The sequence below is a fragment of the Pusillimonas sp. ANT_WB101 genome, assembly GCF_008369125.1.
Classification (GTDB): Bacteria; Pseudomonadota; Gammaproteobacteria; order Burkholderiales; family Burkholderiaceae_B; genus Allopusillimonas.
Genome location: NZ_VOAY01000005.1, coordinates 107,859 through 127,873 on the forward strand (window position 1 = coordinate 107,859; position 20,015 = coordinate 127,873).

The 20,015-nt window shown below is 56.0% G+C and carries 21 protein-coding genes; 10 read left to right on the forward strand and 11 right to left on the reverse strand.

Features of this window, described 5'->3' with window-relative positions; genetic code table 11:
* Nucleotides 1–67: 67 nt before the first annotated feature.
* Both FQ179_RS19045 and FQ179_RS19050 read left to right on the forward strand, forming a co-directional pair.
* Nucleotides 68–400, forward strand: coding sequence for a YnfA family protein (locus FQ179_RS19045; protein ID WP_149398902.1), 333 nt, complete (start codon nt 68–70; stop codon nt 398–400).
* A 20-nt stretch (nt 401–420) separates the two neighbouring features.
* Entirely contained in the window at nt 421–1,125 is a 705-nt protein-coding gene (locus FQ179_RS19050) for a glutathione S-transferase N-terminal domain-containing protein (protein WP_149398903.1), read from the forward strand.
* Between the two features lie 164 nt (nt 1,126–1,289).
* Here the strand turns inward: FQ179_RS19050 and FQ179_RS19055 are convergent, their stop codons facing one another.
* Genes FQ179_RS19055 through FQ179_RS19065 form a run of 3 tightly spaced genes read right to left on the reverse strand, consistent with a single transcriptional unit; the run spans nt 1,290 to nt 4,446 of the window.
* Nucleotides 1,290–2,537, reverse strand: a complete 1,248-nt coding sequence (locus FQ179_RS19055; RefSeq protein WP_149398904.1) for a muropeptide transporter — start codon at nt 2,535–2,537, stop codon at nt 1,290–1,292.
* Nucleotides 2,538–2,539: 2 nt separating this feature from the next.
* Nucleotides 2,540–3,208, reverse strand: coding sequence for a methionine biosynthesis protein MetW (gene metW, locus FQ179_RS19060; RefSeq protein ID WP_149398905.1), 669 nt, complete (start codon nt 3,206–3,208; stop codon nt 2,540–2,542).
* Complete coding sequence (locus tag FQ179_RS19065; protein ID WP_149398906.1) at nt 3,205–4,446, reverse strand: homoserine O-acetyltransferase; 1,242 nt, start codon at nt 4,444–4,446, stop codon at nt 3,205–3,207. The genes metW and FQ179_RS19065 overlap by 4 nt, the downstream gene beginning before the upstream one ends.
* A 283-nt stretch (nt 4,447–4,729) precedes the next feature.
* Between FQ179_RS19065 and FQ179_RS19070 the strand changes: the two genes are divergently transcribed.
* Nucleotides 4,730–4,963, forward strand: a complete 234-nt coding sequence (locus tag FQ179_RS19070) for a LuxR C-terminal-related transcriptional regulator (RefSeq protein ID WP_255475091.1) — start codon at nt 4,730–4,732, stop codon at nt 4,961–4,963.
* On the opposite strand, the gene FQ179_RS19075 is transcribed toward FQ179_RS19070, so the two are convergent.
* A complete protein-coding gene (locus FQ179_RS19075) occupies nt 4,890–5,300 on the reverse strand; it encodes a hypothetical protein (protein ID WP_149398908.1) in 411 nt (136 codons plus the stop codon). The genes FQ179_RS19070 and FQ179_RS19075 overlap by 74 nt on opposite strands.
* A gap of 165 nt (nt 5,301–5,465) precedes the next feature.
* Here FQ179_RS19075 and gshA point away from each other — a divergent pair, with 165 nt between their 5' ends.
* Both gshA and FQ179_RS19085 read left to right on the forward strand, forming a co-directional pair.
* Nucleotides 5,466–7,124 carry a glutamate--cysteine ligase gene (gshA, locus tag FQ179_RS19080; RefSeq protein ID WP_149398909.1) on the forward strand — a complete coding sequence of 553 codons (1,659 nt, stop codon included), beginning with the start codon at nt 5,466–5,468 and terminating at the stop codon, nt 7,122–7,124.
* Between the two features lie 356 nt (nt 7,125–7,480).
* Complete coding sequence (locus FQ179_RS19085; protein WP_149398910.1) at nt 7,481–8,293, forward strand: Crp/Fnr family transcriptional regulator; 813 nt, start codon at nt 7,481–7,483, stop codon at nt 8,291–8,293.
* On the opposite strand, the gene FQ179_RS19090 is transcribed toward FQ179_RS19085, so the two are convergent.
* The 5 genes from FQ179_RS19090 to FQ179_RS19110 form a co-directional block, all read right to left on the reverse strand.
* A complete protein-coding gene (locus tag FQ179_RS19090; protein ID WP_223146295.1) occupies nt 8,282–9,715 on the reverse strand; it encodes an NnrS family protein in 1,434 nt (477 codons plus the stop codon). The two genes, FQ179_RS19085 and FQ179_RS19090, sit on opposite strands and share 12 nt — an antisense overlap.
* Complete coding sequence (locus tag FQ179_RS19095; RefSeq protein WP_149398911.1) at nt 9,712–10,506, reverse strand: ABC transporter ATP-binding protein; 795 nt, start codon at nt 10,504–10,506, stop codon at nt 9,712–9,714. Before FQ179_RS19095 ends, FQ179_RS19090 begins: the two co-directional genes overlap by 4 nt.
* The gene (locus tag FQ179_RS19100) at nt 10,503–11,306 is read right to left on the reverse strand and encodes an ABC transporter permease (protein WP_149398912.1); all 804 of its coding nucleotides are present in this window, start codon (nt 11,304–11,306) and stop codon (nt 10,503–10,505) included. The genes FQ179_RS19095 and FQ179_RS19100 overlap by 4 nt, the downstream gene beginning before the upstream one ends.
* 8 nt (nt 11,307–11,314) lie before the next feature.
* Nucleotides 11,315–12,370 carry an ABC transporter substrate-binding protein gene (locus FQ179_RS19105; RefSeq protein WP_223146296.1) on the reverse strand — a complete coding sequence of 352 codons (1,056 nt, stop codon included), beginning with the start codon at nt 12,368–12,370 and terminating at the stop codon, nt 11,315–11,317.
* Between the two features lie 147 nt (nt 12,371–12,517).
* The gene (locus FQ179_RS19110) at nt 12,518–13,423 is read right to left on the reverse strand and encodes a Rossmann-like and DUF2520 domain-containing protein (protein ID WP_188074665.1); all 906 of its coding nucleotides are present in this window, start codon (nt 13,421–13,423) and stop codon (nt 12,518–12,520) included.
* Nucleotides 13,424–13,816: 393 nt separating this feature from the next.
* Between FQ179_RS19110 and pdxK the strand changes: the two genes are divergently transcribed.
* Together pdxK and FQ179_RS19120 are read left to right on the forward strand one after the other, a co-directional pair.
* Entirely contained in the window at nt 13,817–14,632 is an 816-nt protein-coding gene (gene pdxK, locus FQ179_RS19115) for a pyridoxine/pyridoxal/pyridoxamine kinase (protein ID WP_149398914.1), read from the forward strand.
* A 64-nt stretch (nt 14,633–14,696) separates the two neighbouring features.
* The gene (locus FQ179_RS19120; protein ID WP_149398915.1) at nt 14,697–15,503 is read left to right on the forward strand and encodes an META and DUF4377 domain-containing protein; all 807 of its coding nucleotides are present in this window, start codon (nt 14,697–14,699) and stop codon (nt 15,501–15,503) included.
* 251 nt (nt 15,504–15,754) lie between these two features.
* On the opposite strand, the gene FQ179_RS19125 is transcribed toward FQ179_RS19120, so the two are convergent.
* Nucleotides 15,755–17,254 carry a tripartite tricarboxylate transporter permease gene (locus FQ179_RS19125; protein WP_149398916.1) on the reverse strand — a complete coding sequence of 500 codons (1,500 nt, stop codon included), beginning with the start codon at nt 17,252–17,254 and terminating at the stop codon, nt 15,755–15,757.
* A 2-nt stretch (nt 17,255–17,256) separates the two neighbouring features.
* On the reverse strand, nt 17,257–17,739 hold the full coding sequence (locus FQ179_RS19130) for a tripartite tricarboxylate transporter TctB family protein (RefSeq protein WP_149398917.1): 483 nt from the start codon (nt 17,737–17,739) through the stop codon (nt 17,257–17,259).
* Nucleotides 17,740–18,026: 287 nt separating this feature from the next.
* Here FQ179_RS19130 and FQ179_RS19135 point away from each other — a divergent pair, with 287 nt between their 5' ends.
* From FQ179_RS19135 to folE, 3 genes are all read left to right on the forward strand, one after another.
* A complete protein-coding gene (locus FQ179_RS19135) occupies nt 18,027–18,455 on the forward strand; it encodes a DUF5602 domain-containing protein (protein WP_255475070.1) in 429 nt (142 codons plus the stop codon).
* Complete coding sequence (locus FQ179_RS19140; RefSeq protein ID WP_149398918.1) at nt 18,452–18,970, forward strand: plastocyanin/azurin family copper-binding protein; 519 nt, start codon at nt 18,452–18,454, stop codon at nt 18,968–18,970. The genes FQ179_RS19135 and FQ179_RS19140 overlap by 4 nt, the downstream gene beginning before the upstream one ends.
* Before the next feature lie 199 nt (nt 18,971–19,169).
* Nucleotides 19,170–19,901, forward strand: coding sequence for a GTP cyclohydrolase I (folE, locus tag FQ179_RS19145; protein ID WP_149398919.1), 732 nt, complete (start codon nt 19,170–19,172; stop codon nt 19,899–19,901).
* The last annotated feature ends 114 nt before the right edge of the window (nt 19,902–20,015 follow it).

A 20,015-nucleotide genomic window follows, 5' to 3' on the forward strand; every position in this document is an offset into this window, starting at 1 on the left:
GGCGCAGAGGCAGACAATATGATGCACTCATGGCACAATGTTTCGGCAACTTAACAGGTAGTTTGGTTTGGATTTTTTTCGCATTACCTTTTTATTTGCTGTCACCGCCATATTTGAAATCGTCGGCTGCTATCTTCCCTGGCTGGTCATCCGGCAGGAGAAAAGCCTGTGGCTGCTCGTACCGGCAGCGGTATCGATGGCATTGTTTGTGTGGCTGCTTACACTGCACCCCGCTGCAGCGGGCCGCACGTATGCGGCATATGGGGGAATGTACATTACGATGGCACTGGCATGGCTGCGTATCGTCGAGGGTGTGCCACTCACTCGGTGGGATATCGCCGGCGTGTTAATGGCCCTGGCGGGCATGGCAATTATCGCCCTTCAGCCGGACTCTGCATAATCTATAACAAGGAAAACCACATGACCGAAATCTCAGACTTTCTCATCACCCAGAAATGGCCCGCCCAACACCCTGACCGTATCCAGCTGTACACGCGGAACACGCCGAACGGCGTAAAGGTGTCCATCATGCTGGAAGAAACCGGCCTGCCATACGAGGTGCATAACGTACGTTTTGACACCAACGATCAGCGCACGCCCGAGTTTCTTTCGATCAGCCCCAATAACAAAATACCCGTCATCATCGACCCTAATGGGCCGGGCGCAGAACCCTTTGCGTTGTTCGAGTCAGGCGCAATTCTGCTCTACCTGGCCGATAAAACCGGGCAGTTCATCCCTGCTGACCCCACGGGGCGTTACGAAACACTGCAATGGCTAATGTTTCAGATGGGTGGCGTAGGACCCATGTTCGGCCAGCTCGGCTTCTTCCACAAGTTTGCTGGCAAAGATTACGAAGACAAGCGCCCCCGCGACCGCTACGTTAAAGAGTCACGGCGCCTTCTTGATGTGCTCGACAAGCAGCTGCAAGACCAGCAGTGGATCATGGGCGATACCTACACCATTGCCGATATCGCTACGTTTCCGTGGGTACGCAATCTGGTAGGCTTTTACGACGCTGGCGATCTGGTGGGTTTTAGCGACTTCAAGAATGTGCAGCGCACGCTTGAAGCGTTTGTGGCTCGACCAGCCGTTGCAAAAGGCCTGATTACTCCGCCACGAGACTGAGCCGTTCGCCCGGAGCCGTAACAGGCCGTATGCTGCGTGCCATAAGTATGCAGAAGCCCGGCCTGTCGGCCGGCATTTCTGCACCCCCTTGTACGACGGCGTCAGGTAGCAGTAAACACCACCCGTCTTGCCCTCGAAACGAAAGCCCACTCTGACGCACCAAATTAGTGCTCAGGCGCGTTGTCGAGCTGCTGAATTTCAGCTCGCCGCAAGCGCAACAATATCAAGCCGGGCAAGGCGATCAGTACCGTCAGAACAAAAAAGCCCGGCCACCCCATGGACTCGACCAAGGGAGGCGTAAGTGGGCCGGCCAGATAGGTGCGCCCTACTGCCGACAGCGCCGATAACAAGGCAAATTGCGTCGCCGAAAACTCCCGCCGGCAAAGCGCCATAAGCAGGGCTACAAACCCAGCAGTGCCCAGCCCCCCGCACAGGTTTTCAATGGCCACCACCAGTGCCATAGAATACAAATGTGGCGGCGTAACAGCCAACACCCAGTAACCAAAATTGGACACAGCCTGCAGTATCCCGAACAGCATCAGCGAACGGTACAGCCCCAGCCGGGCCATAATGGAACCACCTGCCAGCGCACCGACAATCGTGGCAGCCAGGCCAAAAATCTTGTTAATGGTGCCCACTTCAGAAACCGTGAAGCCTGCGCCACGCAGCAAGAACGTGGTCGACAGTGCCCCCGCGAAAGCATCACCCAACTTGTACAGCACAATCAGCAGTAATACCGTCAGCGCACCTTTGCGACTGAAAAACTCAGCCAGCGGTTCGATAACAGCATTGCGCAGCGACGAAGGCGCTTTGGCTACCACTTCGGGCTCGGGAGCCAGCACAGTGGCGATCGCGCACACCCCCATAAAGCCGCCCATGAGAAAGTACATGTTTTGCCATCCCAGCCACTGGTCGGCCAGCACCAGCGCCAGCCCACCCGACACAATCATGGCGAGGCGATAACCCAGCACCTTGACCGCGGCCCCCGCCGCACGCTCTTCGTTGCGCAGTACGTCGGTGCTGTAAGCATCAAAGGCGATATCCTGAGTAGCTGACAGAAACGCGACCAATACAGCCAATATTGCAAGTGCGGCCAGATTGCCAGATGGCGACATAAGGCCCATGCCGGCAATGCTAAACGCCAGCAAAATCTGCGAGAAAAACACCCAGCTACGGCGACGGCCCAGCACCGGCGGCGCATAGCGATCTACCAACGGTGCCCACAAAAACTTAATGGTGTACGCGGTGCCGATGAGCGTAAGAAAGCCAATGTTCTGCAGCGAAACGCCCTCTACCGTAGCCCAGGCCTGCAGCGTGCCGCTGGTCAGTGCCAGAGGCAACCCGCTGGCAAACCCCAGCACCAGCAATGGGATAACTCGCGGGCTGGAATAAACACTGGAGGACGGAAAAATAGCTAGGCCTCTTCGGATAATCGGGGAGATTCGAATCGATAGACAGCCAGCGTGCTGCGCCAGCCAGGCAAAAGTTTAACTTCTTTCTTGCCATTAAATGTAGCCAGGTGCGTAATGCGCAACTGCAGCGCAAGTGCAAGGTCTTCAAAGTCGCTCAGGGTACACAAGTGAATATTGGGCGTGTCAAACCACTGAAATGGCATCTCGCCGGTAACCGGCATGCGTCCGCGCAAAATTGACCAACCGTGGGGCCAGTACCCGAAATTGGGAAACGACACGATGCCATAGCGTGCCACACGGGCCATCTCGCGAAGAATGTGCTCGGTGTTGTGCATGGACTGCAGCGTGCGTGACAGCACGACAGTGTCAAACTGCTGGTCGTCAAACAGGGCCAGCCCATCTTCCAGGTTTTGCTGAATAACACACACGCCACGCCTTACCGCCGCGATCACCTGTTTGTCATCAAGCTCGACCCCTACACCGGTAACCTGTTTGGTTTTATGCAGATAGGCCAGTAGCGCGCCATCTGCGCAGCCAAGGTCAAGCACACGGCTACCGGGTTCGATCCAGCTGGCGATACGCGCGAGATCAGCACGTACATGCTGTGGCGCGACAGGTTCGCCAGAGCCAGGCGCCTGATCCTGCAAGCGTGTAACTTTTCGGGCGATCATTTCAACACCCCTGTTGTGCGGCTGCGCTCAGGCAAGCCCAGCCTGGCCGCAATACGGTCGTAATACCCCTGAACAATGGCATGATAACGGGCATCATCGAGCAGAAAGGCGTCATGCCCATGCGGTGCATTAATCTCTGCGTACGTAACGGGCAGCTTGTTCTTGACCAATGCCTTGACGATTTCATGAGACCGCTCAGGCGGAAAACGCCAGTCTGTCGTGAACGAAATAAGCAGGAAGTCAGATTTTGCAGGCTCCAGTGCTTTGACCAGATCGCCCCCAAAACAGCGGGACGGGTCAAAATAGTCTAGAGCGCGCGTTATCAGCAGGTAGGTGTTGGCATCAAAATAGCGTGAAAATTTTTCACCCTGATAGCGCAGATACGACTCGACTTCAAACTCGACGCCATAACCATAATGAAATTCGCCATTGTCGCCAGGCTCGCGCTGCGCTCTGCCAAATTTTGCGGCCATGTCTTCATCTGACAGATAAGTAATATGCCCAACCATACGGGCCACCGACAGGCCATGCGCAGGGACGGTGCCGTGAGCGTAATAGTCGCCCCCGTGAAAGTCGGGGTCACTGATAATAGAACGGCGCGCCACTTCGTTAAACCCGATATTTTGCGCCGAAAGCCTGGGCGTGCTGGCAATAACGATACAGTCACCGATACGCTCAGGGCAGGTAATAGCCCAGCTCAACGCCTGCATTCCGCCCAGCGAACCGCCCATGACAGCGGCAAGCTTTTCTATGCCAAAGTAATCAGCCAGCCTGGCCTGAGCCAACACCCAGTCTTCAACCGTTAGCATCGGAAAGGCTGCCCCCCATGGTTTGCCCGTGGCGGGGTTAATGCTGGCTGGCCCGGTGGAGCCAAAACACGACCCGATGTTGTTGACGCCAATGACGAAAAAACGATCGGTGTCGAGCGCTTTGCCCGGCCCCACCATGTTGTCCCACCAGCCTATGTCGTTGGGGTTGGCAGCAGAGATGCCAGCAACGTGATGCGAGGCGTTCAGGGCATGGCAGACAAGCACGGCATTGCTTCGTGCGGCGTTTAGCGTGCCGTAGGTTTCAACAGCCAGTTCATACGAGGGCAAAACCTGCCCGCTGGCCAAGGGCAATGGCTCGTTAAAGCTGATGATTTGGGGGGCGACCACGCCTACCGAACCGGGTGGAACCGGGATATCAGGGGCTGTCGTAGAAACAGATGGAGTACGCGTTGCGGAAGATTCGGTCATGAGGACCTCTTTAGCTGGATTTATGAGGCGCCCGCAAGCAGATCAAGCAAATCGGCGCGCTACGAGATGGTTATGTGGCAGATAGTTTATCACTAGCCCCGGTAACACTCGTACTTAGCCCCCTCAACCAACAGAAGATTGGCCTACTCTTGGCATCTATTTCTTCTATTAATTTACGATAAATTTTGATACATTTAGCATCGTTTTAATGGGTCAGAAATTCAGGCTGCTCATCATGAAACCTCTCTCACAAAAAGAACTGGCCTGCCTGCAGTGGGCATCCATGGGTAAAACCAGCTGGGAAGTTGGAAAGATTCTTGGCATTTCTGAAAGAACCGTCAATTTTCATATCCAGACCGCCTGCCGAAAACTGGGTGTTCACCGTCGCCAGGCCGCCATTACGGCCCTCTTGCAGGCCGGTTTGTTGCACACGGCCAGCCCGCCTATTCAGCCGGCTTTATGCCACGCAGAAACTCATCTGCCTCAGCCTGCGGAAATGACGACGCCGGCCCCATGATCAAACCTTCGGCCAACACATACTCAGTAAGCCACACACTGGCCTGTAGCCGCACTGGCTCGCTTTGTGGCGTTCCTTCCACGACAAATGCCTTGCCGTACGCTGGCAAGCCATCTGGCACAGGCTGACCAAGATTCTGGTACAACGATGTTATAACCGACTGCGCAAAACGCTGACGCAAGTCGACGTCCTTACGCATGGCGTCGGGTAGCGGCGCATGCGCTACCGCAAACAGCGTGTCGCCGACAGAAACACTGGTCATTGAAAACGACAGCTCATGACCGTCAAATGACATACTGCGCACTTCAGACTGCGGCTTGTCTGGGAAAAGGGCCATAACTGCGCCGTCGCCCACCGAGACGCTGCGCCAGTTATATTGTGGGGAGCATGCTGCCAACATACAGGACAGCAGCAATACCAAGCCTAAACGCCTCAATGCATCACCTCAGTTAAAATAATCGTCAGCACTCTTACCCTCAGTTTATTAAGAAGATTCCGCCTAATGACTCCAAGCAATCCAGGCTATAACACCCTAAGCCGTCACCTGCCTGTGCTGAAAGGCATATTACGCGGTATCGAAAAAGAAAGCCTACGGGTTACCGAAGATGGCGTACTGGCGCAAACGCCTCACCCGCAGGCCCTGGGCTCGGCACTTACCCACCCTCGCATCACCACAGATTACTCCGAGTCGTTGCTTGAGCTCATCACTGCAACCCATCACTCAGCCGACAGCCTGCTTGCCGAACTGGCGCAAACCCATGCCTATGTGGCACGCCAACTGCAAGACGAGCTGATGTGGAATCAATCCATGCCGGCGCACCTTCCCGCTGACGCCGACATCCCCATCGCTTGGTACGGCACATCAAACAGCGGCATGCTCAAGCATGTGTATCGACGCGGTCTGGCGGTTCGCTATGGCAAGGCTATGCAGTGCATTGCGGGTGTGCATTACAACTTTTCACTGCCCGATGCGTTCTGGGATCTCTTCGATCCGCATGACAAGCACGACTCGCCCAAAAAAGTGGCAAGCGACACTACTCATCACTCAGGCTGCACCACTGTCAGTGACATTATTCAGACATGCTCCAAGGTCGACAGCCTTACGCAGCGCCGATCCCAAGGCTACCTGGCACTCATCCGCAACTTCACGCGCTACTCATGGTTCTTAATGTACCTCTTCGGTGCAGCGCCCGCAGTTTCAAGCTGTTTTTTACGTGGCAACCTGGCGGGGCTGGAGCGGCTCGATGATCAAACACTTTATCTGCCATACGCCACCAGCCTGCGCATGAGCGATCTCGGATACCAGAGCAACAAGGCGCAGTCCGAACTGCAGCTTTGTTATAACGACCTCGAAACCTTTCTGGCGCGCATCTATACCGCATCCACCACGCCCTGGCCCGACTATGAAGCCATAGGCACACATAAAAACGGTGAATGGGTGCAGCTCAATACCAATATTATCCAGATCGAAAACGAGTACTACTCCAGCATACGGCCCAAGCGCACCACTGATCGCGGCGAGCGGCCCGTTACGGCATTGGCCCAACGCGGCGTTGAGTATATTGAAGTGCGTTGCCTGGATATCGACCCGTTTTCGCCCCTGGGCATATCGGCTCAAACCAGCCGCTTCATGGATGCCTTTCTGCTTTTCTGCGCTACCGAAGAAAGCCGGAACTTTCCCCAGAACGGCTACTGTGCCGACAGCCATAATAATTTTTCTATCGTGGTAAAAGAAGGCCGCCGGCCAGGGCTGGAGCTGGTCAAGAGCGATAAGAAAACACCGCTCTCTGACTGGGCCACCGAACTTATCGAACGCATCGGGCCTTATGCCGACCTGCTCGACAGCGCCTACGGAGGCCAGCAGTATCGCGCCGCACTGGCCGAGCAGGCTGAAAAAGTACGACAGCCCGGGCTTACCCCCTCGGCGCGGGTGCTTGATGATCTTCGTACTCGGCACCTATCGCTGCACGAGTACACGCTGCAGCAAAGCATGGCCACCCGTGATTTTCTGCGCGCCCAGCCCTTTGATGCCACCACTGAGGCGCAATACCAGCGTCTTGCCAGCGTATCTTTTGACGAGCAGCATCATCTTGAAAACAGTGACACTGAAGATTTTGACAGCTACGTGGCAAGATACAACGCCGCACTCGCACGCCCCTAGAAACTGCGGCAAACCACAGGGGCTGCAACCCGCGCCAGGCAAGGTGGCAAACGCGGGTTGCGATACGCAAGAGTATCCACGATTTGTCTGAATTTATGATAACCGTCAATTTTTTGTGGCGGGGTACAACGTAGAATAGTGCTCGCCGACATCCTATTTGGTTTGCGTCTTATGCACCATCATCGGCGTTCCTGCTTTAAATTCTTATCTGATCCCACCGTGAACCTCCTTGCTCCCCAATCGCGCCCTTGCTGCCGTGATCAGCAACGCTTCTCCGTTCTTATCAAAACACACGCTTCAAGCACGAGCGCTCAACGCCAGCCAGGCACCCGGCCCTTGCGCACAGGCTCCGTACCATGAGCCCAGGCGTACCCGTCTCCTACGAGCTCGCTGTTGCGCAGCGGCTGGCTTCCTCCCCCGTTTTGGCCCACGCCGGCCTCGAATCCCTTCACGTGCTAGCCTCCCAGGCGCGCCTTGTCAGGCTCAAAGCCAGACAACACCTGTTTCACTCCGGCGACCAAGCTAACCACTTTTTCTTTATCCATTCAGGCAGCATCGCCCTATACAGGCCCTCGTACAACGGCGACAACAAAATATTTCGCATCATGGAAGCTGGCGACTTGCTGGCTGAGGCATGCATGTTCCTCAACCCGGCGCATTACCCGCTTTCGGCGCGCGCCTGCTGCGCCACGTCGGTGTACCGCATCCCCCGCGAGCCCCTGCTGCTGCTTGTACGCAAATCCACTGACTTCTGTTACGCCATGCTCGAGGGCATGGCCCGGCGTATTTCGCAAACACTTAACCGTATCGACCTGCTCACCACCAGCAACTCAGCCCAACGCATGGTTACCTACTTCATGGATCTCTACATGCAGCAGCGCAGCGTAAGGCTTACCTTGCCTGCAAATCAAAACGTGGTTGCACGACAGCTCAACATCGCGCCCGAAACCTTTTCGCGCCAACTCAAATCGTTCAAACGTGCCGGTTACATTGCTGGCCGCAATCGCGAAATCAGCCTTATCGATGTACAGGGCCTATGCGCGGCGGTTGATCTCCCCCCACCCAAAGCACGCTTTGACACATTCAGGTCTGAAGAAGACGCCAACTTTTGCCCCATGCAGCTCAACTGCAATTATGCGCGCCAGCCCCTGGGTGAACTATCCATCTGACTGGGGCTCGGCGCAACCAGTCTGGCCATCAGTACGCTCTCCCAGCAACACTGGGCCAGCATAGAGCAAATAAACCACAAACGCCGCCGACCACAGCACGCCGGCACTAACCAGTAATGGCATCAGAAACTGACCGGCCAGCCATACGCCAGCCACTGCGCGCAGCAGTGCAGCGAGCACGAGGGTGCTCGCCACCAACGGCACCCAAATTCGTCTGTCCAGCCATTTGCCTGCATGAATGCGCCCTGCAATATTCATAATGGCAAAAATGGACAAGGCCATGGCACCGGCCATCAGCAAATGGCGGCCTGCCGAGGCGGTTATGGGCGCGCCCAACCAGGCCGCGCCCATGGCCCCGTAGCCAAGCGCTATTAGCCAATACGACCCATACAACATCAAGGCCCATCGTGTGAAAAGACGGCGGCCTATATGCCAGTCGTTGAGCAGGTTGAGTGTGGCCGCTGCGGCAGCCAGCGCCGTCCAGCCAGTAATAATGTCGGCTCCCGCCACAAACTCGACGGCGCTGCACAAGACAATGGTAAACACAGCCAGGTAACGTCGCGGCGGGCGGGCAAGATAAACCGTGACCTGAGTATCGTCTTCTTTACCCCCCAAGCGCCCTGACTCTACACGGTTGTTCATTACACTCATGGACACCCGGCTGGCCGCCACAATAATCAGCACCATCATGGCACCCACTGCCGCGTACAACCACGCAAAAGAAGACGCTCCCAGCAACAGCCTGGCTGCCTGAACCATTACAGAGGCACGGTCGGTGTGGGCAGACACGCCTTGCACAAAGTCGCCCTGCATAATCAGCGATACAAAAAAACCCGCCTGCAGTATGGCCAGTGCGGCGATGGCCCACGCAAAACTCGTGTGGCGTCGCTCAGGGTCACGCCAGAGCGGCGGCATAATCTGAGCCAGCAAGCCCACCCATAATGCAAGATTGCAGGCAGCCGCCGGCCACAAACCTATCGCCGGCCACCACCAGCCGGCCAGAACATAACTGGCGCGAGCAAGCAGCCAGAGCAAAACCAGATACGCCAGCGGCCGTCGCGTTATGGGCGTAGTGCCGGTAAACTCAGGAATCGCTGTAAGAGCAAAACCAGCCACCGAGGCCGCGCCAAAGCCATAAATAAGCTCATGGCCATGCCAAAGCACAAGCCCGCCCGGCACAGGCGGCATGATGTCCAGCCCGCCCAGCGAGAGCAGCCAGATCATCATAAACACCGGCGCACTTACTGCAGTGAGTGCAAAAAATGGCCGGAACCCGCACATCAGCACGGGCAGTCGGTCGACCATTGTCAATGCCGGGGTTGGCCCGGCTTTAAGCGCGGGGTGCAGCGGTGGGCTGTCTTTGTGTTCATCAGAGTGGGGGAACACCTGACCTGGCGCGAGACCGTGCGGTTGCTCGTTCATACTGAACACCCCCCGTGCTGGGACGGCTCGTCCTCATGACCCAAACGGGGCAAGTGCCCTTGCTCAAGCCCGAAACCTATGCGCACCTCATCGGCCTGCATCATTTGCCCAGTGGTCTGATAAATGTAGCTGTCGTCACGATCTGCTTGAACCCGTGAAAACGTAAACTCACGCACAAAACGGCCCGGATTGGGCGCCATCATAAGCACCCTGTCTGCCAGCCTAACGGCTTCCATCAAATCGTGGGTAATCATGAGAACGGCGGCACCCGCCTGCTCTACCTGATGCCGAAGTAAGCGATAAAGCTCAAGCTTGAGGCCAATATCAAGTGCTGAAAAAGGCTCGTCAAGCAGCAGCAGATCGGGCTCCAGCGCCAGCGCACGCCCCAGGGCCACACGGCTTTGCATGCCGCCTGATAACTCATGCGGGTATTTGTCCAGGTCTTCGACAGCAAGACCTAACCGCAAGGCCATTTTGCTTCCCTGCTCACGCCGCCGGGCCTTGGACACACCCTTGGCCTGCAGACCCAGTGCGATGTTGTCAACCGTGTTTTTCCAAGGCATGAGCCGTGGTTGCTGGAATACACACGCTGTGTCGCGAAAACTTGAGGTAACCGTGCCCTCAGAGGCGTTGATCAACCCAGCCACAATGTGCAATAGCGTGCTTTTGCCGCAGCCCGAAGGCCCCACCAAAGCCAGTGTTTCACCTGCCCGCAGATCAAGGTTGATGCCATCCAGAACTTCGGTCAGGGCATATCGGTGCACAAGCCGACGAATTTCAAGCGTGTTCATGCGGGCTCCGAACGCCAGCGCTCTACGCGACGTTTAAAGGGTTCGAGCACCAAGTATTCGACAGCCAGCAGCAGGCCGAGTACGGCAACAATCCAGCCCAGCGAACTTGCCGTATCGAGCTGCGCCCGTGATACGGCAAGTGCCGCGCCGACCCCATCGGGGGTGGTAAGAAGCTCTGCCATCACCACTACTTTCCAGGAAATGCCCAGGGCAGTGATCCAGGAGGGAAAAAGATAGGACAGCACGTGCGGGAAGTAAACGTCAACCAGCGTCATGTGCCAGGGCAATCGATAGGCGCGAGCCACGTCTTTGAGTTGATTATCTAGCGTACGCGCGCCCTGCATGGCACCTGCAAAGACCACAGGAAAGCACGCTACGAACACCGTAAATACTGGCGTGGCATCACCCATACCAAACCAGAGCATGGCCAGCACCAGCCACGCAATGGGCGGCATGCCCAGCAGCAGCGTGACCAAAGGGCGCGAAACCATGGCTGCAGTCAGTGACCGACCTGCCAGAAGCCCCGCAGCAGTACCCACCAGCAAAGCTGCACCCAGGCCGCTAAGGCTGCGCCTGGCCGAAATAAGCAGTTCGGGTGCGGCAATGCCCTCATGAAACATCTGCGTCAGCTGGTGCAAGGTTGCCACAGGGCCTGGAAGAACCAGCGGGCCATATGCGCGCGCGCCGGCCTCCCAGAGGGCACAGAACAGCAAAATGCTGGCGATCGCGCCCCAGCCGCTCCACAAATATGCCAGTGTTGCAGCCCCGGCATTTCGCAGCTTGAGCAAAAAATGCATCATTACCGTGATTACGCCCCCGCACCCGCATAAAAAGCATCATCAGGCAGCTTGCCGCCTACCGTTGCGGGTTCACGATCAAGCAATAACTGATAGAAGTACTCAAGCTCAGGGCGTGCCTCGATGGCTGTCGCATAATGCTGAGGCGCAAACATAAGCGAATCGGTAACCGCTTCCGGGGTGAGCATGGTAATGTGCTGCGCGACAAGTTCACCACACTCTTGTGGGTTGGCAAAACACCATGCCGTAGATTCGGCATAAGCCTTTTCAAAGCGGGCTAGCAGTTTGGGGTTGTTGCGCGCGGCACCCAGAGCCGCCATGCCTGCCTGAGGAATGCGGGGTGGGCGGTCAAGCAGCCGCCCCCATTCTTCTTGCAAATTAACGCTGCGATATAACTCGGGCGCCACGACAGAAACCGGAAACGAATGCGACTTGCGCAAGGCCATGGAAATGGCGGGTTCGGCAAGCAAGGCATGGTCTACCCGACGCATAAGCAGCAGTTGCACGGCATCCATGGGCGAGGCCACATAACGCAGCTTAAAGTCTTTACGAGAATCAAGCCCTTGCTTTTCGCACAGAAAACTAAAGAGAATGTCAGGCATATCGGCACGAAAAGGAATGGCGATCTCTTTACCTTTGAAATCAGCCAGGGTCTTCATGTTTGGGCTGCGAGACACCATCCACAAAATACCCCAAACCGCCACGTTAACGAGTGTAAGCGGCACGCCGCGGTTGTAAAGATTGGCCGCCACATTGGTAGGCGCGGCAATAAACGATGTTTTGCCCTCCATGGCAAGTGCCCTGAGCTGATCGGGGTTGGTCCATAACGTGAACCGGGCGCTGTCAGTTACGTCGGCAAGCGCACCACTTTCTATCATGTGAAGAAGAGGAAACGACACCGATGCCGGAGGGCCGGCCATATCAAGATGTGTACCCTGCTCGCTCGCTGGCTGCGCCGCCCATGCGTTTGCCGCAGAAATAAAGGGTGATAATGCCAACCCACCCAGCAGGTTACGCCGTTTGCGCGACAAACCGCCCGCCCGCCATGCTCGCCCGCCGTCAACCATTTTGATGCCTTTCTGTTGTGCACAAGACCCAGCACGCAGGCACGCCGCCCGGCACGCCCGCATTGCTAAGAGTAATCATTCGTATAAGCATAGTGTATTTTTTTGCGCGCCATTCATACATGATCTGGATCAATGTTGTGAGAGGGTTTACTCAGGCAGGCTGCGGGCCGCATCAAGCACACTATTGATGCTGGCGGCCTGAACGTCGTCAATGCGCCCGGCCTTTTGGGCAAGTGGAACGGAACGCCGGCACAGCGCGCGGTAGAAGGACGCCATCTCGGGATCGAAGTCGCCCAGCGCCTGAACATGCCGCTCCACCGTATGCGTATCGCCTCGCGATACGGGGCCTGGCATGCCCTTGGCAAGCCCCGAACTTTCGATCGAAGCAACTGTGCCTCGCAGCATGGGTAAAAAGGCGTCAAGCGCGGCCTGCTCGGTGCTGCCCCAACTTTGCCAGGCACGCACACCTTCGGCCAGCAACACATTGACAAACTGTGAGGCAAACCCGCACGAGGCATGGTAACGGACACGCATGCCTGCAGGAAGATGGTTGACCGTGCACCCAAGAGCCATAGCCAGGCGAGACAGCCGTTGGCTCAGAGGCTCGCCCGCTTCTATGGTGATGACGCAGCCCGACAGCGTACGCGCTGCCGTCACCGGATCTGCGAAGGTATGCATGGGGTGAAAGCCGCCCACCTCAGCGCCTTCTGCCAACGCTTTGCCCAGCACCTGCACCTCAGTGGCCCCACTGCAATGCACCACGCTACTACCCGGCCTCCAGCGTATGCTCTGCGCGGTAGGGGCAATGGCGGCATCGGACGTGGTAATAAAAATAAGATCACACTCATCAGCCACTTGCTGAGGCGACATCACGGCGCAGGCACTACAGCCCGTCGCCAGCGCGTTTGCACTGTCAACGCTGCGGCTGGCCACGGCATGCACGTGTGCCCCATTTTGGTCGAGACACCATGCCAGCGCACAGCCCAATCTGCCAGCACCAATAAAGCCGATTTTTGGAAAAACAGAAGCAAGCTCGGTGTGTGGCATGGTCATTGCCTTCCTGGTGAGGTAATTGTGCATTATGTGAAGAAGTTCTGACTGGTAGCCGAGGCGGTAATAAGGACTCGCTGCTTTCCTTGCCGTTCGCGGTTCGCGCCACCGACCTGCCTGGTCACAAAATTAAACTGTACATCGAACCACTCACGGAAGACGAACTAGAAAGCAAGCTTAAGCATCACCAGCCGAACGCTGCCGAGGTTTAAGCAGGCCATTGCCGAGCGCCCGGGCCCTATTAGTGATCAAAACCCGCATGCTCACCGTTAGGCCCTTCACGCGACGATAAGACGATTGGGCGGCGGGGTGCCGAAGTACAGCGTTCTACGCATGAAGACAACGATAACCATAGTTTTACAATGAACGCCCGTACTCACTGGCTGATGCCCCATCATGAACCTGCCGCTGCCCATAGATATTATTTCCGTGCAATCTCAAGTGGTTTACGGCCACGTCGGCAACAGCGTTGCTGTACCCACGCTACACGCTCTGGGCTTTTCTGTTGCGGCGGTCCCCACGGTGATACTCAGCAACACCCCTCACTATCCGACACTGCACGGCGGGCCCGTCCCGCTTGAATGGTTTAAAGGCTATCTGCAAGATTTGCGTGCCCGCGATGCGCTGGGCCATGTGCGTACTATTCTTATTGGCTACCTGGGCGGCCCGGATCAGGCACACGCGTTGGCTGAATGGGTGGTTGACGTGACGGCAGAGTACCCTTGCGTACGTGTACAGATAGACCCAGTGATCGGAGACCACGACACGGGTATTTATGTAGCGCCGGGTATGGTCGACGCGTATCGCAGCCACCTGCTGCCGCTGGCTCACGGGATTACACCCAATGGGTTTGAGTTAGCCTGCCTGACTGGTATGCCCACAGACGACACCCCCAGCGTTATCGAAGCGGCCCGCAGCCTGCTTACTGGAAACCTGCAATGGGTGGCGGTTACCAGCGCAGCGCCAGCAGACTGGGCGCCCGACCAGATTCACGTGGCAGTCGTCACACGTGACAGCGCAGAGATTGTGCGCCACGCCAGAGTTGACACCACGCCCAAGGGCACAGGTGATCTGTTCAGCGCCGCTACGGCGGCCCATCTACTTCAAGGCAACAGTCTGGCGGATGCCGCCAGGCTTGCCTGTGACCGTGTAGTGATGGCACTCGAAAACACACACCGTGCCGGCTGCGGCGAACTCGTGTTACCGCAATAACATCCTCCAAACTATGCCACACGGCGTGTCTTAAACCAAAATCTCCCCAAAAAGGAATAAACACATGAAACGCTCCCTGCTCTGGTGTCTTGCCCTAAGCGGCCTCACCGCTTGCGCCCAACAGACAGGTGGCCCTGCCAAAAGCACGCAGACAGCCACAGGCCATGATGACATACTGACCGCCTATCACTGGCAGCTGGAAAGGGCCATCGATGATCAGGGCACCGCACAACCCCAATGGATACGGCAGAACGGCAATGAAGACGGGCCCCTGGACCTCACATTTAAAGACGAACGTGTGTCTGTTAGCGGCTTATGCAACAAGCTGGGTGCCAGTTACGCAATAACTGGCACCCAGATGCACATCAACCAGGTTGTGGGTACCATGCGGCTTTGCCCTGACGAGTCACTCATGCAGTACGAGCAGGCAGTAGGCCAGCGGCTTCCAGAGGTATCTGCCTGGCGCGTAAAAACCCAGCCGGGCGCAGACCATCAACCATCGCTGACACTGGGTTTCAATGACGGCAGTCAGTGGATATTGCAGGGCAAGCCTACGCATGAAACGCTTTACCGCTCCTCGGCTGACATCGTGTTTCTTGAGGTGGCCGCGCAAACTGTGCCCTGCTCGCATCCACTAACCCCGAACAAACAATGCCTGAATGTGCGCACGGTTGACTATGATGCCAGCGGCCTCAAACAGGGCCAAGGCCAGTGGCAGGCCTTTTATGACGATATCGAAGGCTACCGCCATGAGCCAGGCGTGCGCACTGTGCTAAGGCTCAAACGTTACACGCGTCGCAATGTTCCGGTCGATGCATCCCGGTATGCCTACGTGCTCGACTTAACGGTTGAAAGCGAAAACACCCGCTAAAACCAATGACGAACGCGCCAGGCCAGATAGTGCCGGCCACGCCTTGTTGGCACAGCGGCAGTACTGGCAACAGTGCTGGGGCCTCAGGCTCACACGACGATTGAGCATGTGGGGCTTTCTGTGCACCAGGCCCCAGTGGGGCGTGCGGTGGGCGAGCGGTACGGTGCCCACACGAAAGTGGGAGAATCAGAAAGGGCAGGTATAACTTACGTTACACCTGCCCTTTCTGTTACTGCGACTGCATCAAACCACTAAGAAGCTGCCACTTCTACCAAGGGCTTATGCCGCAGCCGTTTATAGGCAACCATAACCAGCATCAAGATCGTGACTGCCATAAATGTGCCACTTAGCGGACGCTGGAAAAACACGAACGCATCGCCACGCGCAAGCAACAGCGCACGCCGGAAGTTTTCCTCCATCATGGGGCCCAGCACAAAGCCGAGCAGCAGCGGAGCAGGCTGAAAACCCACCGAAGCCAGAACGTACCCAAAAACGCCCAGAGCCAGCACCATGCCAACGTCAAACAGGTTGTTGTTGGCGCTATAGACACCAATGGCGATCAGGAACAACACCGTGGGGTAAATAAGGCGATAAGGCACTGACAGCAGCTTGACCCACATTCCGATCAGAGGAATATTGAGAATAAGCAGCATGATATTGCCGATCCAGAAACTGATCAGCAAACCCCAGAACATGGCAGGGTGTTCCACCATCATCTGCGGGCCCGGCGTAATGTTGTGGATCATTAACGCGCCCAACATCAAGGCCATGACGGCATCACCCGGAATACCAAGCGTAAGCGTGGGAATAAACGCCGTAATGGCCGCTGAGCTGTTGGCGGCCTCGGGGCCAGCCACACCTTCAATGGCGCCATGCCCAAAACGCTCGGGCGTTTTCGACACTTTCTTTTCCATGGCATACGACATGAACGAAGCCATGGTGCCACCAGCGCCTGGCAAAATGCCCAGCATGGAGCCAATGAGTGAGCCACGCGCGATGGGGCCAGCCGACTGGCGCATCTCGCTTTTAGTCACGCGCATTGCACTACCTTTCACTTTCGCGACCATCGACCCTTTGCCCAGGCGGCCGGCATTGGCCAGCACATCGGACACACCAAACAGGCCCATGGCAAGCGCGACCAGCGAAATACCATCCTGAAGCTCAGGTATACCAAAGTCAAAGCGAGCTACACCACTGTTGACGTCAGTGCCCACCACACCCAGAATTAGCCCGATGACAACGGACGCAATGCCTTTGAGTGGCGAACCGCTAGTCAGTGCCGATGCGGCCAGCAGCCCCATGACCATAAGCGCAAAGTACTCGGCCGGTCCAAACAAAAATGCCGCTTCAGTCAGCAATGGACTGAAGAACATCATCATGACGATACCCACGCACACCCCCAGAAACGAGGCGATCATCGCAATGAAAATGGCCGCCGCGCCGCGACCCTGACGTGCCATGGGGTTGCCGTCCACACAAACAACAGCGTGTGATGCCGTACCAGGCAGGTTCAACAGAATTGAGGTGGTTGCACCACCAAAGCTGGTACCGTAATACAAACCAGCCAACATCAACAACGCACCCGTTGGATCCAGCCCGTAAGTTACGGGCAGAAGCATGGAAATGGCGGCCAGCGCGCCAATACCGGGCAGAACGCCAATTAGGTTACCCAGCAATACGCCCACAAAGGCGTACATAAGGTTATTGATATGAAAAGCTGTGGTGAGGCCGAGCCAAAGGTTATCAATCATGATCAGCCCCAGTTAAAAAGAGGAAACTGCATTTGCATGCCGTAGTAGAAGACACCCACGGCAAAAGCGGTTACACCGAGGCCCAGTAACACTGAAGCCAGCAGCGAGTTGTCTTTGTCGCCCAGGGCTGCAATAAAGATCATGGCAAAGGTCGCGGGCACCAAGCCGCCATATTTGCCCAATAACATGAATGCCAGCATGGACCCAACTGTTGCCACCCATGGACGAATAGGCGAGGGCTTTTTCGCGGCAGCGTCAACCTCGTCTTCGGACGGCATCATTTCGTCTGGGGAATCTGGCGTGGCCACAATAAGCAGCCCGAGAAATGCAAGAAGCACACCCAGCATCAAGGGATAATAACCGGGCCCCATGCGCGCCAGCGTTCCCAGCGAGTAGTCAATGCTGCCAATGGCTGTACCCATACCAAGCAGAATAATCAGTCCGCCTGACGCAAACTTTCGAGGATTAAATTCAAATTTTTTCATAGCGATGCTTGTCTCTTTTCATAGCGATGTTTGTCTCTTTTTTCATGGCAATGTAGGTATTAATTGCCTCGGAACCTGCACGCACCTGTCTCGGCCCGCGCATTGGCCGGAAAAAAAAGAGTGTATGCAAGTTATCTGGCAATGGGGATGACAACATCATGACCATTTGGTAATGTTTGTGTGAATAGTGCCGGGGCACCAGCGCCACCGTGAAACGTAATCGGTTTGCGCCGCATCTAATGACTACAACGCGGCGATTTCCCGCTGCGCACCCTGGGAGACTTCTTATGTTCCGCACTTTGCTAACAACAGCTGCAACCGTTCTGGCATTTTCCTTTGGTACAGCTACCGCGCTGGCGGCGGGGCCCTCAATACTCACCGCTCCGCCCCCTGCTCCCTACAAAGCGGTTAGCACCCTGGTGAAGTTGCCTGACTTCATTCCCGGACTAGGTCAACTGTTCGTGAACCCTGACACACTTCCTGCAGGGCCGTTTCTCGGCTATGACCATGATGGCAAGCTCGTAAGCACCACATATATGATTCCGCTGTCCATGATGAAGCCTGACATGAACCTCAAAGACCTGAAAGCCCCCGCAGGCACGGTTGATCATGTCGACATGATGTACAACGCGGGCCATCCCGGCGTCGCAGAGCCACACGTGCACATTATTTTATGGAATGTGCCCGCTGCTCAAGAAAGCCGTGTAGCCAAATGAAAACTTTCAAACCTGATCCTCGCCGACGATTGATTTTGTCGGCGGGCGGGGGGTTGCTGCTGTCGGCCATCGTTTTCCGACGGGCCAACGCAGCAGATGAAATCGAAATCGCCATGTCCGGCACCCCAACCGGCTCCGACGTCTGGTTTCGTCCCAACGGGCTGTGGGTTAAGCGAGGCCAGGCCGTGCGGTGGGTCAACCGGGACGTCGGCAATGTCCATACCACGACCGCATATCACCCTGACAACCACAAGCCGCTGCGTATGCCAAAAAGTGCGCATGCCTGGGATTCGGGCTATTTATTACCCAACGAGTCCTTTGTAGTAACGTTTCAGGAGACCGGGGTATATGATTATTTTTGTACGCCACATGAGCATGCAGGCATGGTCGGGCGCATTGTAGTGGGCGAGGTAGATGCCGCTGAGCGGCCTTATGCCGATACAGATGCGCAATTACCCGCCGTTGCCGTCGCAGGGTTTCCTGATATTGCCAGTATTTTGAAAACGAAACGATGAAACAAACGAGGACGGACAATGAAGGCAACATTGTCGATCTCATCTTCGTTACCCTTCATCGCCTTTATTCATGGCACCGCACGCGGCATGCCGTTTATTGCCCACATGTCATGAATAGACCTGAGCCCAAGACCGTGTTCGGTACGGTCCGTGCTGATTGAAAGGTTTTTCCTTGCACCGAATCTGATGGGTCTGAATCATGTTTACGACTTTAACTCCGCCTTCCTTCACGCACAAAGAAGCTGCCCACAGAGGCTTGGCTTCAGAACGCATACGAGCCCGTTTGACCGAGGCCAACAGCCGCTACCATGCCAATGACAACATCTCTTCGTTTATTCAGGAGGGTGAACTGGACGAGCTTCGTGTCGAAGTGGAAAGCCGGGTACGCGAAGTACTGCGTTCATTGGTCATTGACATAGACCACGACCACAATACGTCAGATACCGCACGTCGCGTAGCCAAAATGTTTCTCGACGAGGTGTTTCGCGGCCGTTATCAGCCGGCACCACCCGTCACTGCGTTTCCGAACGTATCGCACCTGAACGAACTAATGATTGTCGGTCCGATCAAGATTCGCAGTGCGTGTTCGCATCATCTTTGCCCAATTCTGGGGAAAGTCTGGATAGGTGTATTACCTGGGCCAACCTCAGACCTGATGGGGCTGTCAAAATATGCCCGGCTATGCAACTGGATTATGAACCGACCACAAATCCAGGAAGAAGCCATCGTCATGCTGGCGGATGAACTAGAACGCCAGGTAAAGCCGGACGGTTTGGCCGTGGTGATGGCAGCCAGCCATTTTTGCATGAGCTGGCGAGGCGTAAAGGATGATGGTGTGTTGATGAAAAACTCAGTAATGAGGGGTGCTTTTTTGCACGATGCCACGCTTCGTCGCGAATTTTTAAGCCTGCTCACAGAAAAGCACGACTGACATGTTTTAAATGTTTGTTTGCTGTTTGCCCATGTACAACTCTGGTTTCTGATTGCCCACTGCAATAGGCTGATCAAAACAAAACAGGCACCTCAGTTGCACAGAAAAAAAGGA